General features: G+C 68.3%; 13 protein-coding genes and 1 pseudogene. 6 read left to right on the top strand and 8 right to left on the bottom strand.

Annotation, left to right across the window (positions count from 1 at the left end; genetic code table 11):
* Position 1 precedes the first annotated feature (1 nt).
* From lgt to HNO83_RS11440, 4 genes are all read right to left on the bottom strand, one after another.
* Complete coding sequence (gene lgt, locus HNO83_RS11455; protein ID WP_175337646.1) at positions 2–898, bottom strand: prolipoprotein diacylglyceryl transferase; 897 nt, start codon at positions 896–898, stop codon at positions 2–4.
* A 13-nt stretch (positions 899–911) separates the two neighbouring features.
* Positions 912–3,107: a transglycosylase domain-containing protein gene (locus HNO83_RS11450; protein WP_349627158.1), complete on the bottom strand. Its 2,196-nt coding sequence runs from the start codon at positions 3,105–3,107 to the stop codon at positions 912–914.
* Between the two features lie 132 nt (positions 3,108–3,239).
* A complete protein-coding gene (locus HNO83_RS11445) occupies positions 3,240–4,220 on the bottom strand; it encodes a sensor histidine kinase (protein ID WP_175337645.1) in 981 nt (326 codons plus the stop codon).
* Entirely contained in the window at positions 4,217–4,879 is a 663-nt protein-coding gene (locus tag HNO83_RS11440) for a response regulator transcription factor (protein WP_349627157.1), read from the bottom strand. The genes HNO83_RS11445 and HNO83_RS11440 overlap by 4 nt, the downstream gene beginning before the upstream one ends.
* Before the next feature lie 113 nt (positions 4,880–4,992).
* On the opposite strand from HNO83_RS11440, the gene HNO83_RS11435 reads away from it, so the two are divergent.
* From HNO83_RS11435 to HNO83_RS11420, 4 genes are all read left to right on the top strand, one after another.
* A complete protein-coding gene (locus HNO83_RS11435; protein ID WP_175337644.1) occupies positions 4,993–5,760 on the top strand; it encodes a phosphatase PAP2 family protein in 768 nt (255 codons plus the stop codon).
* A 299-nt stretch (positions 5,761–6,059) separates the two neighbouring features.
* Positions 6,060–6,530 (top strand): MarR family winged helix-turn-helix transcriptional regulator, encoded by a 471-nt coding sequence (locus HNO83_RS11430; protein ID WP_175337643.1) that lies wholly within the window; start codon positions 6,060–6,062, stop codon positions 6,528–6,530.
* A 125-nt stretch (positions 6,531–6,655) separates the two neighbouring features.
* Complete coding sequence (locus HNO83_RS11425) at positions 6,656–8,959, top strand: transglycosylase domain-containing protein (protein ID WP_175337642.1); 2,304 nt, start codon at positions 6,656–6,658, stop codon at positions 8,957–8,959.
* 76 nt (positions 8,960–9,035) lie between these two features.
* On the top strand, positions 9,036–9,620 hold the full coding sequence (locus tag HNO83_RS11420) for a TetR/AcrR family transcriptional regulator (protein WP_175337641.1): 585 nt from the start codon (positions 9,036–9,038) through the stop codon (positions 9,618–9,620).
* Between the two features lie 3 nt (positions 9,621–9,623).
* On the opposite strand, the gene HNO83_RS11415 is transcribed toward HNO83_RS11420, so the two are convergent.
* On the bottom strand, positions 9,624–10,040 hold the full coding sequence (locus HNO83_RS11415) for an SRPBCC family protein (protein WP_349627155.1): 417 nt from the start codon (positions 10,038–10,040) through the stop codon (positions 9,624–9,626).
* A gap of 31 nt (positions 10,041–10,071) precedes the next feature.
* Between HNO83_RS11415 and HNO83_RS20875 the strand changes: the two are divergent.
* Together HNO83_RS20875 and HNO83_RS20870 are read left to right on the top strand one after the other, a co-directional pair.
* Positions 10,072–10,461 (top strand): annotated as a pseudogene (locus HNO83_RS20875) (hypothetical protein); the annotation flags it as partial.
* 52 nt (positions 10,462–10,513) lie between these two features.
* Positions 10,514–10,963 (top strand): Abi family protein, encoded by a 450-nt coding sequence (locus HNO83_RS20870; protein ID WP_249776674.1) that lies wholly within the window; start codon positions 10,514–10,516, stop codon positions 10,961–10,963.
* Here HNO83_RS20870 and HNO83_RS11405 read toward each other — a convergent pair.
* Genes HNO83_RS11405 through HNO83_RS11395 form a run of 3 tightly spaced genes read right to left on the bottom strand, consistent with a single transcriptional unit; the run spans position 10,960 to position 14,777 of the window.
* Positions 10,960–12,660, bottom strand: coding sequence for an alpha-glucosidase (locus tag HNO83_RS11405; RefSeq protein ID WP_175337639.1), 1,701 nt, complete (start codon positions 12,658–12,660; stop codon positions 10,960–10,962). The two genes, HNO83_RS20870 and HNO83_RS11405, sit on opposite strands and share 4 nt — an antisense overlap.
* Before the next feature lie 9 nt (positions 12,661–12,669).
* Positions 12,670–13,578, bottom strand: a complete 909-nt coding sequence (locus HNO83_RS11400; protein ID WP_175337638.1) for a Gfo/Idh/MocA family protein — start codon at positions 13,576–13,578, stop codon at positions 12,670–12,672.
* Positions 13,575–14,777: an ROK family transcriptional regulator gene (locus tag HNO83_RS11395; RefSeq protein ID WP_349627153.1), complete on the bottom strand. Its 1,203-nt coding sequence runs from the start codon at positions 14,775–14,777 to the stop codon at positions 13,575–13,577. The genes HNO83_RS11400 and HNO83_RS11395 overlap by 4 nt, the downstream gene beginning before the upstream one ends.
* Between the last annotated feature and the right edge of the window lie 96 nt (positions 14,778–14,873).

Raw genomic sequence — 14,873 nt, 5'->3', positions numbered from 1 at the left:
GCTAATCGGCGTCCACTGCGAGAGACCGGGCCGAACGTCCCTCGGGCGCCTCACGCTGAGGATGCAGGTAGGGGGAGGGTTCGGCGCCCGGGTGACGCCGGGTCTGCACGATGAACAGAGTGACTCCGACGGCGACCGCCACGAAGGAGGCCCAGACGTTGGCGGGGATCCCGAGCCAGCCGTCGCTGGTCGGATCGATGCGGATGGCTTCGAGCCAGCTGCGGCCGAGCCCGTACCAGATCAGGTAGAGGGCCAGGACGCGACCCCACTGCAGCCGGAACCGTCGCTCGAGGAACAGGATCACGGCGACGCCGGTGAGGTTCCAGATGATCTCGTAGAGGAAGAGCGGGTGGAACAGGGTTCCCGGCGGCATCCCGGCCGGGAACTTGGGGTTGGTCGCTTCGATCTGCAGCCCCCAGGGGAGGGTGGTGGGGAGACCGAAGAGTTCGTGGTTGAAGTAGTTGCCGAAGCGGCCGAGGGACTGGGCGACGAGCAGCGCCGGGGCGAGGGCGTCGGCGAACGCCCAGAAGCGCAGGCCGGCGCGCCGGCAGGCGATGTAGACGCCGAGTGCGCCGCCGAGGAGGGAGCCGTAGAGGGCGTTGCCGCCATCCCAGATGGCGAAGACGTTCCAGAGGTTCGCACCGGGGTAGAAGTAGTCGCCGACGTGGGTGAACACGTGGTAGAAGCGGGCGCAGACGATGCCGAGAGGGACGGCCCAGAGAACGACGTCGAGCACGATGCCGCGGTCGACTCCGCGCCGTCCGAGCCGGTATGCGGTGATGAAGGAGGCTGCGATGATGCCGCTGAGGATGCAGAGCGCGTAGGTGTGCACAGTGAAGGGTCCGAGCTGGAACTGTGCCCACTGCGGCGGCGGGCTGGGGATGCTGAGGGCGAACACGCGTGTCTCCTGTTCAGCCGATGGAGCGGACAGGGCCGCCGACCATGGCTCGGGTGGGTGGGGTGAAGGCGGTGCCGCCGAACCGTTGGTCGAGGGCGGTGAGGATGCGGCTGGCGATGCGGAACTTGACGTCCCCGCCGTTGACGCCGTGGAAGTACTCGCTTCGCAGGCGCACGGAGCCGGAGACGTTGCCGACCCAGGTGGCGGTCGCGATCTTGGTCGTGGACGTGACCAGCCAGTTCTGGACAGCGTGATCGGTGGTGCCGGTCTTGCCCAGGATGGGCACACCGTCGTGCGGGTCGGCGCTGGCCGCGGTTCCCCCAGGCTGCAGGACGCCCTGCAGGTCGTAGGCGACGCCGGCGGCGATTCCGGTCGAGATGCCGCGCGTGCAGGTGCTGGGGCTGACGGGGTGGGAAGTACCGTGCGGGCCTGTGACCTTTTCGACGGCGACGGGGGTGCACACCGTCCCGCCGTCGGCGATGGCGGCGTAGGCGGTGGCCATGGTGAGGGGGGAGACGTAGTTGACGCCGAGGATCATCGACGGCACGGAGGTGAGCGGATTCGCGGAGGAAGCCGGATGGATTCCGAGCGCTTCGGCCGTGTGAAGGATGGAGCAGAGGTCGAGCTCGGTGCCCATCATGGCGAACGCGGTGTTGACCGACTGGGCGGTTGCCGCCATCACGTCGAGCCGCGATGCCGAGCCTTCGTCATTGCTGACCTGCCAGGGCGGCCCGGAGACGGGACCGCAGCTGCTGTGGAAGTCGGACATCGGGAAAGTGTGGTGGGAGGCGTCCACGACCTCCGAGAGGCTGTGGCCCGCTTCCAGCCAGGCGGCGATGGTGAACGCTTTGAAGGCGGATCCGGTCTGGAACCCCTGGGATCCGCCATACGCGGCGTCGGTGTTGTAGTTCACCGCGGTGGTTCCGGCACCGGCTCGGCTGCTCTCGTCGAAGCTCTTGTTCTCCACCATCGTCTCGATGTGCCCGGTGCCGGGCTCGACGGAGATATTGGAGGCGCCCAAGTGCATGCCTGGTCGCGTCGCCGGGATGTACGCGTCGAGGGCTCGTTGCGCCTGCTGCTGCAATCCGAGCTTCAGCGTGGTGTAGATCTTCAACCCGCCCCGTTCGATGGTCGACTGCCGATCGATCGAGGTCTTGCCGAAGACGCGGTCGTTGAGAAGTTCGTCCTTGACGTATTCGCAGAAGAATCCGGCGTCGACGGCGGCGGCGGCAGTGCAGCCGCTGCTGACCGGGCTGATGCGGGGTTGGATCGGCGTGGATTTCGCGGCGTCGCGCTGCTGGGCGGTGATCCGATGGTTCGCATACATGCGGTCCAGGACGTAGTTGCGTCGAGCGAGGGTGCGGGCGTAATGGTTCGCGGCACCGTTGGCGGGGTCGTCGGGCCGGTCGATGCGGAGGGTCGAGGGGCTGTTGAGGATACCGGCGAGCGTCGCAGCCTGCGGCAGGGTGAGGGCGTTCGCGGAGACTCCGAAGTCGTATTCGGCGGCCGCCTGGGCGCCGTAGACATTACCGCCGAACCCGACGAGATTGAGATATGCCGTGAGGATCTGGTCCTTCGTGTACACCTTGGCGACCTCGCCCGCGTAACGGAGCTCTTGGAGCTTGCGCTGCAAGGTGGTCGCGGTGACCTTCTGGTAGCAGGCGGCCGAGGCATTGGCGTCGGTGAGGGCATCGCACTGCTGCACGAGGACGTTCTTCACGTATTGCTGCGTGATCGAGGACCCGCCTTCCAGCCGGTGTCCGGCAGCATTGGCGGCGGCGGCGCGGGCGGTACCGAGGATGTCGATCGGGCCCTCTTCGAAGAAACGGGGATCCTCGGTTGCGATCACGGCGGATTTCAGTGCTTCCGTCGTCCCCGACCACGTGACGTCCACACGGTCTTGTGCGAAGAACGAGGCGATCGGGACCTGCTGGCCGGCCCGTTCGGCGTAGAGAGTGGAGGCCTGCGCTGGTGGCTGGATCTTGAGGTAGTCGGGCAGCCCGTTGAAGATCGACACGCCGTCGCCGACCCCGGTGGCGACGACGGCGACGGCCGGAACCGCCGCGGAGGTCGCAACGATCCCGGCCACGGCGCTCAACAGCAGAAAGGCCGCCAGCGCAAAGGAACGCCGGGACAAGCCCATGAGCACCCCGCGCCGAGGCGTACTCGTCTCCCCGTCGGATGGCAGCGCGTCGTCGTCCCCACTCACGGTTCCGACCCTATGGACGCGTCCTGGTCAGCGCCCGGTAACCGGCGCACAGAGGGGGCCGATCGCCTGCGAGAGTTCACACGGCTGGTCCTTGCAGAGGCGGAGCGGCCGGGATCTCGAGCTCCGCCGGACTCACCGCGCAGGGAGCCGCAGCTCGATGATCGTCCCCGACGGACCGGTGCTCACCACCGAGACGTCGCCGCCATGCCGTGTCGCCACATCGCGGACCAGCGCCAGCCCGATTCCGAACCCTGTTCGAGCTCGGGTGGGTTCAGGCGCGTGGGCTCGGGCGAACCGGTCGAAGATGCGCACAGGGTCGATACCGATGATTCCGCCGCCTGCATCGGCGACCGTGAGCACCGCCTGCCGACCCTGGCGTCGCACGTCGACCGTGATCGTCGAGCCGGCCGCTGAATGCGCCAGTGCATTGTCGATCAGCGCGGTGGCGCAGCGCATGAGAGTCGTCGCCGGGACTGCCGTCAGCACGCCCTCACGGACGCCGAATTGCAGCTCCACACCGGCTTCATGGGCAAGTACTTCCAGGGACTGCAGGGACCGGGTGACCGCTTCGCTCATCGATACCGGCTGTGCGGGTTCGCTTCGTTCGGGATCCGCCGCGAGGAGGAGATCGTCGACGACGTCGATGAGGATCCGAGCGTCGGTCCGGAGTTCGGCGACAGCGGCGCGTGACCGGTCCTCGGGCGCGAGTCCACGCTGGAGGACCTGCAGCCGGGCGTCCAGCACGGCCAACGGTGTGCGGAGTTCATGGCTGGCGTCGGCGACGAAGTCACGCTGAACCTGGAGTGCGCGCGCGAGCGGGCGCACTGCTCGCCGGGTGGCGACAACGCTGAGCACGCCCGCGATCGCAACCGCGAGGACGCCGACGATGGCGAAGGCGATCAACGCTTCCGTGGCGTCGATGTAGATCTTGTGCTCGCCGGGCCGCGGAGGTTCGTTCACCTCGGAGGGTCGCAGCTGATCGAGGACGGCGACGAAGGCAGTGCCGATCGCGGCGATGACAAGGGCCCCGGAGGCGATGGCGATCTGAAGCCCGACGACCCGGGATGCGCGCTGAACTTCGCGGACAGCGGGATCCGTCGGCTTCTGCTTCATGGCCGCCCCAGCCGGTAACCGTGTCCCCGGACCGTCGAGATCAGCTCCGGGTCTGCTTTGCGGCGCAGATAGTGGACGTAGGTGTCCACCGTGCCCGGTTGCTCGCCGGGGGCGAACACGGCCTCCAGGATCTGACCACGGGAGAACGTGCGCAACGGATTCTCCGCGAGGAGCCGCAGCAGTTCGTTCTCGCGTTCGGTGAGCAGGATGCGCCCGTCGTACGGGGAATACAGCGTCCGGCTCCCGGGATAGAACGACCATTCGCCTATCGCGAGCTCCCGCCCTTCCCCGGTGAAGGTGCGGGTCAGTGCCCGCAAGCGGGCGAGCAGCTCGTCGAACTCGAACGGTTTGACGAGGTAGTCGTCGGCTCCCGCATCCAAACCGTGCACCCGGTCGCGCAGTGCGCCCAGAGCGGTGAGCATCAGGATGGGGCACACGACACCGCGCTCCCGGAAAGTGGCCACGAGTTGCGTGCCGTCCAGGTCGGGAAGTCTGCGGTCCACGACCATCGCGGCGAAGTCGTGTGCCGGTCCCTCCGCCAGCGCCCGTTCGCCGTCCGTCACACGGAGCACGTCGTAGACCTCCCCGAGGACCTGTTCGATGAGCGGGCCCAGCTGAGGGTCGTCCTCCACCAGGAGCACCCGCATCCTGTCGCCCACCGGCACCTCCCGATTCCGTCGGTCGTCTCATCCAGCATGGCCGGAACGAGCCAAGAATCCGCCCAGATCCCGTCTCAGAGAATTCTGTGGGGCCGGCTGAGACGCTGGCTCGCATGCCCCGCACGCACTATTCAACGCCACCGGCCGACGACACCGGAGATCGTCGGACGCGGCTGGCCGCTCTTCCTCAGCCGCAGCATTGGCTTCTCCTGAGCCTGGTCGGCGTTCTGGCTGTTCTGGCGCTCGGATTCGCGACGAAACTGATTCCCGGCGTCCTCTCGACCGAGCTCGCACTGGACGAGGCGCTCACCGATCACCAGATGCCGGTGCTGAGCCTTGCCGCTGTGGTCGCCTCCACCATCTTCTCGCCGCCAGGGATCGTCCTGGTCCTGGTCGCCTCGTTCGTGTTCCTGCTGGTCGTGCGGCGTTCCCCCGTCAATGCGTTCGCTTTCACGGGCCTCGCCACCTTCGGCTGGCTCTGCTCGGAGATCTTCAAGGTCACGGTCGCCGAGCCGCGCCCGCCTGCCGCCCTGCTGGATCACCCGCTCCTGGCCGAAAGCGGGTCCAACAGCTTCCCGAGTGGTCACACGACGTACATCGCGGCGTACGCGATCGCGTGCTTCCTCCTCGCCCGGCGCACTCGATTCGCACTCCCGGTCGCGATCGTCGGCATCGCAGCGGTCGCAGGTATGGCTGCTGTCCGTCTGTACGTCAGCGCCCACTACCTCACCGACGTCCTCGGATCGGTGCTGGTGGCCGTCACCGCTGCAGTCTTCTTCAGCGGAGTCTGGAACCGGATCGGACTCGCCGTCCTCACCCGTCTCCCCCTGATCGATCGGTTCGGACCGGTCCCGACGCCGCTGCATGTGCACGACCGATGACGACCGAACGTACGCATAGCGAATTCGCAGGAAAAATAACGGATTGGTAACTAGCGGTCGTTACCTCTTCGTTATACAGTTCAAGAGCAATGGTTGTTTGCTGTGGCAGCCATCGCGGAATGTGATTGCAGGACACTCTTGGTGCAAGGGAGAGGGCCGGCCGCTAGCCTCTGCGGCCGGCCCTCGATCTTTTCTCCCGGCGATCACCCACGTCCCGGCCAGTGGTGGCACGGATGCTCCTCCCGACTCATGATGAGAAGATGCGAATGCATCGAGCTTGTTGTTAGAGGAGGACGGTCATGGCGGAGAACGCGGCGACCGGCACGACGTCGCCAACGCGGGCCCGCATCAGCGCGGTGGCGGCGTGGGAGTCGCTGTTCCGCGCCCAGGTCGCGGTGATGAGGACGCTGGCGGCCGAGTTCCCCACGCGGGACATCTCCTTCAACGAGTACGACGTGCTCTTCAACCTCTCCCGGCAGCCCGACCGCGCGCTGCGGCTGCGCGACCTCAACAAGCACGTCCTGCTCACGCAGCCGAGCGTCAGCCGGCTGGTCGACCGGCTCGTGGCACGAGGGCTCGTGGCCAAGTGCCCGGAGCCGTCCGACGCCCGTGGCACCGTGATCCGGCTCACCGACAACGGCTTCGACATGTTCCGGCAGGTCGCGGTGGACCACATGAAGACGATCACCGAGCGGGTCGGGGGCCGGCTCAGCCCCGAGGAGCTGGAGACGCTGGCGCGGCTGTGCGAGAAGCTGCGCGACGACTCCTGAACGTGCCCACAGGCCATGCGGCGTTCGCTCTGTCCACAACCTGAGTGTCGGCCTCGCGGATCCCTCGCCGTCGACGCGTAACATGGCCGCCACGGACGAATGGTCGTGAACGAGGGAGAAGACGCGTGAGATGGGGATGGGCGCCTGCCCTTGCCGGGTTCGTGGCACTGAGCGGCGTGGCCGGCGTGCTCGCGGCGGCAGCGGTGACACCGGCGGTCGCGCTGACGGGGAGCGCCGCCGATTCGACCATCAGCGTCTTCGACGGGCTTCCCGAGTACATCAAGGTGGAGCCGCTCGCGCAGGCCTCGACGATGTATGCGCTCAGCAACGGCCAGCAGGTCCCGATCGCCACCTTCTACTCGCAGAACCGCGTCGAGGTGGGCTGGGATGCGATCTCCCAGAACCTCAAGGATGCGGCGATCGCGACGGAGGACCCGCGGTTCTACGAGCACGGCGGCGTCGACGTCTCCGGAACGTTGCGCGGCGCAGTGCTGACGGCGCTGCACAAGTCGGTGCAGGGCGGCTCGTCCATCACCCAGCAGTACGTGAAGAACATCCTGGTCCAGCGGTGCGAGAGCAAGCAGCCCGATACGACGGCGACCGCCGCGGTCCAGAAGAAGCAGCTGGCGGTCTATGAGGCGTGCTACAACGACGCGACCAAGGTCGACCCCTCCCGCAAGCTCAAGGAGATGCGCTACGCGATCGGCCTCGAGAAGAGATACTCGAAGAACGACATCCTCCAGAGCTACCTCAACATCGCACTGTTCGGCGGGCGCGTCTACGGGGTCCAGTCGGCGGCGGAGTACTACTTCGGGGTCGCGGCGAAAGACGTGAACCTGCAGCAGGCGGCGACCATCATCGCCATCCTCAACAACCCGGACAACCTGCGCATCGACCGGCCGGACAGCAAGGAGAACGGCGCGGCCAACGGGTACAAGGAGACCCTCGACCGGCGCAACTACGTGCTGGACCGGATGCTCGCCAACGGCAAGATCACCAAAGAGGAGCACGACGCCGCGCGCGCCACCAAGGTGGAGCCCAAGATCACGCCCACGCAGAACGGCTGCATGACGGCGCAGCAGTACAACGCCGCCTTCTTCTGCGACTACGTCGAGCGCACGATCGAGCAGAGCCCGATCTTCGGCAAGACCGCGGACGACCGCACGAACTACCTCAGCCGTGGCGGCCTGAAGATCTACACCACGCTCAACCTCGACCTCCAGAGCCAGGCCCAGCAAGCGATCAGCACCTACATCCCGCCGACCAGTCCACGGCTCGACCTCGGGTCGTCCAACGTCTCCGTCGAGGTCGGGACCGGTCGCGTCGTGACCATGGTGCAGAACCGGCCGTACGACAACACCGCGGCCCCGGCTCCGGGCACCACCGCCGTCAACTACAACACCGACTACAAGGACGGCGCCTCGGAGGGCTTCCAGACCGGGTCCGCCTACAAGGTGTTCGACCTGCTCGAGTGGCTGCAGGAGGGGCACTCGCTGTACCAGTCCGTCAACGGGACCCAGCACGTCTTCCCGCAGACCCAGTTCCACGCGAGCGACCCGTGCAACGACATCGGCGGAGCGCCGTGGAACGTGTCCAACGACGAAGGCGAGTCCGTCACCTCCACCACGGTGATGAACGCGACGGCGCAGTCCATCAACACGATCTTCGCGAAGATGGCGACCCAGCTCGACCTCTGCGGCATCAAGCAGCGCGCCCAAGACCTCCTGGTGCACGGAGCGGACGAGGCTCAGAACCCGTTCATGTCGAACCCGTCCTCGGTGCTCGGCACCAACTACATCGCGCCGCTGACCATGGCGACCGCCTACGCCGGCCTCGCCAACAACGGCCTCGCCTGCAGCCCGATCGCCATCGACAAGATCATCGATGCGAACGGCGCAGAGCACGCGGTTCCGAAGTCGACCTGCTCCCCCACCCCGATCGACCCCCAGGTCGCGGCGGCGGCGATCTACGCGCTCCAGGGCGTCCTCCGCGGCGGCGGAACGGCGGCTTCCGCCAATCCGGGCGACGGCATCCCGATCTTCGGCAAGACCGGCACCACCGACAACTCGCTCGAGAACTGGCTGGTGACCTCCACCACCAAGGTCGCCCAGGCGACCTGGGTCGGCAACGTGCAGGGCCAGGTGGCGCTGCGGAGCCAGACCTTCCAGGGCATCGGCGGCGGCAATGTCAAGTTCGCGATCGCCAAGCGCATCCTCACCGCACTGAACGCGACGTACGGCGGGGCGGCCTTCCCGGCGCCGAACGGCAAGTACACGACGGCGCCCGCTCCGCCGAAGCAGCCCACGCCGAGCGCGCCCGCGCCCGGCGCCGGAGGCGGCGCAGGCCAGGGCGGCGGCCAGGGAGGCGGCCAAGGCGGTCCGGGCAACGGCGGCAATCAGGGCGGACCGGGCAAGCCCGGGAAGCCCTGACCGGGCACAGAACCGTCAGGCTCACGCGCCACAGGTGCCTAGCCATCTGGCGCGATATTCCGACTAGTGTTATCGCGTGGGACGAACGCCAGATCCGAACCGGAAGCCCGAGCTGCTCGGCCGCATCATGGACCATGTGGCGACAGAGCCGCTCTCCCGTATGACCTTCCGCAGCCTCGCCAGCGCGCTCGGGGTCAGCACCTACTCCTTCGTCTACCACTTCGGTTCCCGCCAGGAGATGATCGACGCCATCCTCGAGGAGGGCGTGCGCCAGCAGAGCGAGTCGCTCGTCGGCGTGGATGTGACCGCATTCGACCGCGATCAGTTCCGCGATTGGTACAAGGAGGCCTTCCGGCACTCCCTGCGCGAGAACAATCGCACGGCCCTCCGCCTCCAGTTCGAGGCCGGTGCGCTCGAGCCGATCGACCCCGACATCGGGAAGCGCATCACCACCGCATTCACCGGCTGGCGCGACACCGTTAAGTCGTGGCTCAAGAAGCAGGGCGTCGAGACCCGCCGCGCGGGCGTGCTCGCGCACTGGCTGGTCGACTCGGCCGCCGGCCTGCACTTCGGCTACCTCATGAGCGGCGACCGCACCGCGACGGTGCACGCGTTCGACGTGTTCCTCGACGCCTTCCTGCGCGAAGCCTTCGGAGACTGACCGTCAGCGGGCCGCCGCCTCCCGCTCCGCCACCGTCTTCACGCCGCAGAGCATCTGAGCCCAGTTGGCCTGCGAATGCTCCGCCGCCTCGCGCGTCGGATTGTTGTCCTGATCCAGTGTCACGCGCGTGCCACCGTGGATCTCGTCGAGCTCGAACCGCAGCGAGTGGTAGTTGTCCGGCACATCCGGAAGGCCGCTCAGCGGACTGAAGTGGGTCAGGACGATCCGCCACGGCTCCTGCAGATCCTCCAGCTCGACGATCCGGCCGTGATCCTCGAACTCCTTGCCCTCGTACTCTCCGCTCCACGTGATGGTGGACCCGAGCCTCCAATCGGAGGAGACCCGCGCCCCGAACAGGATCTCCGGCCGCGACCCGTTGCTCGTGAGCACCTCCCACACCACGCGCCGCGGTGCAGCCACGTCCACTTCCGCTCGCGCTACGTAATTGCCCATGGTCCCTCCCGTCCGTGCCGCCCATCACACACCCGCGGGCGGCGCGGCACAAGGACCCGGTCTGCTCAGCCGCGAGCGACGAGGTGTGATATCTTTGACTCATCACGATCAGCCCGCTCGCTTAACAGCTCGGGCTGATTTTCTTTTAACAGGAGGAGAGTTGTCGCGCTACACGAAGCCGTGGCTGGACCTCGATCAGCAGGCAGACCGGCTACGGAAGCGTGGCGTTGAGATCGGCTCCGCGGCCCAAGCGAACATCCTTCTGCGGCAGGTCGGCTACTACCGGCTGACCGGCTATCTCTACCCGTTCCGCAACTCCGAGATCTACTTCGATGACACGGGACGCCGGCGCGTCCGCGTACGAGATGACTACCGTCCAGGCACGACCCTTTCCTATGCGGCCCAGCTGATCGAATACGACCGGCTTCTCCGGCTGCTGGTTGCTGACAGAGATTCTGGAACTCGGTCACCTGAGTCGCCTCTTCTCCGCACTTCAGAACGATCTGGCGACAGAGATAGCAGGCTCGTTCGGTGTGCCGACGAAGAAGATGTTCAGCAGCTGGCTCGCCAGTATCAACTACGTCCGCAACGTGTCTGCACATCACGCTCGTCTCTTCAACCGCAAGCTGGTGGTCGCACCGAGTCGGCCGAGGAACGGACAGATCCCGGCGCTCGATCATCTGCGCGACGCAGGGGGAGCGAAGGCTGACTTCGGCGTCTACAACGCGCTCGCAGGAATGGGGTATCTGGTGGGCGTGCTCGATCCTGAGTGCGACTGGCCGAAGCGCGCGGCTGCGTGTCTGATGGCATTTCCCACGGGCGCGCTGTCCACAAAGGACATGGGCGTCCCGGAAGGCTGGGAGAATCACTCGCTCTGGACCCGGGGCTAGCGCGCGAAGACCACGGCCTCCCAGGGGCGCAGAGTGCCGTCGGCGGCGTCCGTCGCGGTGCCGAGGTTGGCGAGCACTGGCTCCGCGCCGGCCCAGCCGGGCAGCTCCGCGGGGTCGAACGACGCCGCCGAACGGGTCAGGTTCGCCAGCACCAGGAGCGATGCGCCGTCGAGCGAACGCGTGTACGCGAACACCTGCGGGTGGTCGGCGAGCACGAGCCGGTAGTCGCCGTGCGCGACGACCAGGGAACGGTGCCTCAGGTCGATGAGCGCCCGGTAGTGCGCGAACACGGAGTCGGGATCCGCGACCTCCGCCTCGGCGTTGATGGTGGCGGCGTTCGGGTTGGCCGCGATCCACGGGGTGCCGCTGGTGAAGCCCGCGTTCGGACCGGCGGTCCACTGCATCGGCGTCCTGGCGTTGTCGCGGCTGGTCCGGCGGAGCGCCGCCAGCACCTCCTCCGCCGGCTCGCCGAGGATGTCGACCGCCTCGGCGTAGTGGTTGAGCGACTCGATGTCGCGGAAGTCGCCGATCGTCGCGAACGGCACGTTCGTCATCCCGAGCTCCTCGCCCTGGTAGACGTACGGCGTCCCGCGCATCAGGTGCAGGACGGTGCCGAGGGCCTTCGCCGACGCCACCCGGTGCTCGCCGTCGTCGCCGAACCGGCTGACCACCCGCGGCTGGTCGTGGTTGTTCCAGTACAGGCTGTTCCAGCCGACATCGGCCAGCCCCTCCTGCCAGGAACTCAGATTGCGTTTCAGGTCGAGCACGCTCACCGGCCGGTGGTCCCACTTGCCGCCGGGGCCGTGGTCGAGATCGACGTGCTCGAACTGGAACACCATGTCGACCTCGGCGTTCGCCGGGTCGGTGAACCGGCGGGCCTCCGCGATCGTCACCCCGGGCATCTCCCCCACCGTCAGGTAGCGGTCGCCGCGGCCGGTGAACACCCGCTGGTGCATCTCGTACAGGAACTCGTGGATGCGGGGGCCGTCGACGAAGTACGGGGATGCGTCGCCGAACAGGCCGCCCTCCGGGACCTCGCCGTCCGGCAGGTCTGTGACCTTGGAGATGAAGTTGATGACGTCCATCCGGAACCCGTCGACGCCGCGGTCGAGCCACCAGTTCATCATCTCGTAGACGGCCGCCCGCACCTCCGGGTTCTCCCAGTTGAGGTCGGGCTGCTTGCGCGAGAAGAGATGCAGGTAGTACTCGCCGGTCTGCGGGTCGAGCTGCCACGCGGGGCCGGAGAAGAACGAGCCCCAGTTGTTGGGCTCTGCGTCGTGCTCGCCGGCGCGGTGGCCCTCGCGGGCCGGCCGCCACCAGTACCAGTCGCGCTTCGGGTTGTCGGTGGAGGAGGCCGACTCGATGAACCAGGGGTGCTCGTCGGAGGTGTGGTTGACCACCAGGTCCATGACGAGCTTCATGTCTCGGGCATGCAGGCCCTCCAGCAGCTCGTCGAAGTCCTCGAAGGTGCCGAACAGCGGGTCGATCGCCCGGTAGTCGCTGATGTCGTACCCGTTGTCGTCGTGCGGCGACGCGTAGATCGGCGACAGCCAGACCACGTCGACGCCGAGAGTCTGCAGGTAGTCGAGGTGCTGGATGATGCCCCGCAGGTCGCCGATGCCGTCTCCGTCGCTGTCCGCGAAGCTCCGCGGGTACACCTGGTACACGACCGCCGACTGCCACCACTTGTCGTTCACGGGGCCACCCTACCCGCCGAGCTCGACCCGTCGTCCCGTGCGCGCGGACTCGCGTGCGGCCAGGGCGACCCGCAGCGCGTCCACGGCCGCCGCGACCGGGGCGCGCTCCGGCGGGACGCCGGCGTCGACGCAGGCGAGGAAGTAGCGCGCCTGCTCGGCGAAGGCGTCCCCGGCGTCCGGCTCGGCAGCATCCACACCGGTGTCGCCGACCACCTCGAGACCGGCGGTGAACGGCTGCCCCTCCGGGAGGTCGGAGACGCTGAGCACCTGCGCGACACCGCCGCCGGCGTACTCGACGGTGGTGGCCGTCGGCACACCGAAACCCGCGCCGCCGGCCCGGACGCTGGTCACCGCGACCGCGCGGCCCAGGTAGGCGTTCGCCTGGTCGAGGTCGTGGATGGCGAAGTCGACGAGCATCCCGCCCGACCGCTCCTCGTCCTCCAGCCAGTCGTAGCCGACCGGTCTCGCCGACACCCGAGAGGCGCGCACCAGCCGCGGCCGCCCCACCGACCCGGCGGCGACGCGCGACGCGAGCGCGGCGTAGCCGGGGACGAACCGGACGACGTGCGCCACCATGAGCACACCGGGAGCGCGGGCCGCGGCCTCGGCCACGCGCTGCGCGTCGGCGAGGGTCAGCGCGATCGGCTTCTCGAGCAGCACGCTGCGGCCGGCCTCCAGCGCCCGGATCGCGAGCTCCACATGGGACGGTGTCGGCGTGCAGACCGAGACGATCGTGACGGCCGGGTCTGCGAGCGCCTCGGCGAGGTCGGCGGCCCAGCGGGCGTCGGGCGCGGCGGGGAGCTCGGGCCGGCTCCGCGGCGACACCGCCCAGAGCACCGGCACGCCGTTGGCGGCCCAGGCGGCCGCGTGAGCACGGCCCATCCGGCCCGCGCCGACGACCACGACGCCGTGGGTCATCGCACGACGAGGTCGACGGCGGCCGGATCGAAGACGGAGTCGAGGATGAGCCGGCCGGCGCCGCGGATGCCCGCGTGCTCCTTCGCGACGCTCACCGCGATGTCGAGCTGGTCGGTGATCATCGGGAGGCAGTCCGAGTAGATCGCCGAGCGGACGCCGGCCACGAACGCGTCGGCCTCGCCGAGGATGCCGCCGAGCACCAGTCGCTGCGGGTTGAAGAAGTTCATGATGGTGGCGAGCACACCGCCGGTGCGGAGGCCCGCCTCGCGCAGCTCCTGCGTCGCCCGCGGGTGCGCGTCGCGGGCGAGGGCCAGCACCTCGCGGGTGTCGGTCACGTCCACGCCGGATGCGCGCAGCGACTGGACGATGGCGGCGCCGCCGGCGACGGCGTCCAGGCACCCGATCCGCCCGCACGAGCAGAGCACGGCGGGGGCGCCGGGGACGGTGACGTGGCTGATGTCGCCGGCCATGCCGTGGTGGCCGTGGTAGACGCCGCCGAAGGCGACGACCCCGCAGCCGATGCTCGAACCGGCCTTGACGAAGACAAGCTCTCCGACGTCGGCGCCGAGGCTGTCGTACTCGCCGAGGGCCATCAGGTTGGCGTCGTTGTCGGCGGCGGCGGGCAGGCCGGTGATGCGGCTCAGGTCGGCCGCCACATCCACCCCGTTCCAGCCGGGCATGCGCGAGGGCGACACCATGCGGCCGGTGGTGGAGTCGACCGGGCCGGGCAGCCCGACGCCGAAACCGCGCAGCGTCTGCCCGGGCTGAGCGTGCTCGGCGGTCAGCTCTGCGGCGACTTCGGCGATCCAGCGGAGGATCGATGCGGGGCCCGCGGAGATGTCGGTCTGCTCCGTGCGCGAGGCGAGAAGGTGTCCGCCGAGGTCGATGAGCCCGAACGTGGCGTGGTGCGAGCCGAGGTCGGCGGCGCAGACGACGCCGGTGGACGCATCCACCTCGAGCGCGCGCGGGCGGCGGCCGCCCTGCGAGACTCCGGCGCCGGCCTCGCGCAGGTAGCCTGCGGCGATCAGCGCGTCGACGCGCTGCGAGACCGTGGAGGGCGACAGCCCGGTGCTGCGGGCGATGTCGGCGCGCGAGCGGGAGCGGCCGGACCGGACGAGGTCGAGGATGCCGCCCGGCGTCCCGTGCCCGGCATGGACGGGCGCGCCCTCTACCGTGCTCGGCCCTGTCGCACTCACCACTGCCGCGTCCCCTCGACTCGCGGAGGACGGGTATGCCTCCGCTGCGTTGAAGAATACTGTACCGACTTCGTTCGATCTCGCATTAACTAATTTTGA

It is taken from the genome of Leifsonia sp. C5G2 (assembly GCF_013359685.1).
Lineage (GTDB): Bacteria > Actinomycetota > Actinomycetes > Actinomycetales > Microbacteriaceae > Leifsonia.
This window is presented reverse-complemented; position numbering and strand designations above follow the sequence as displayed.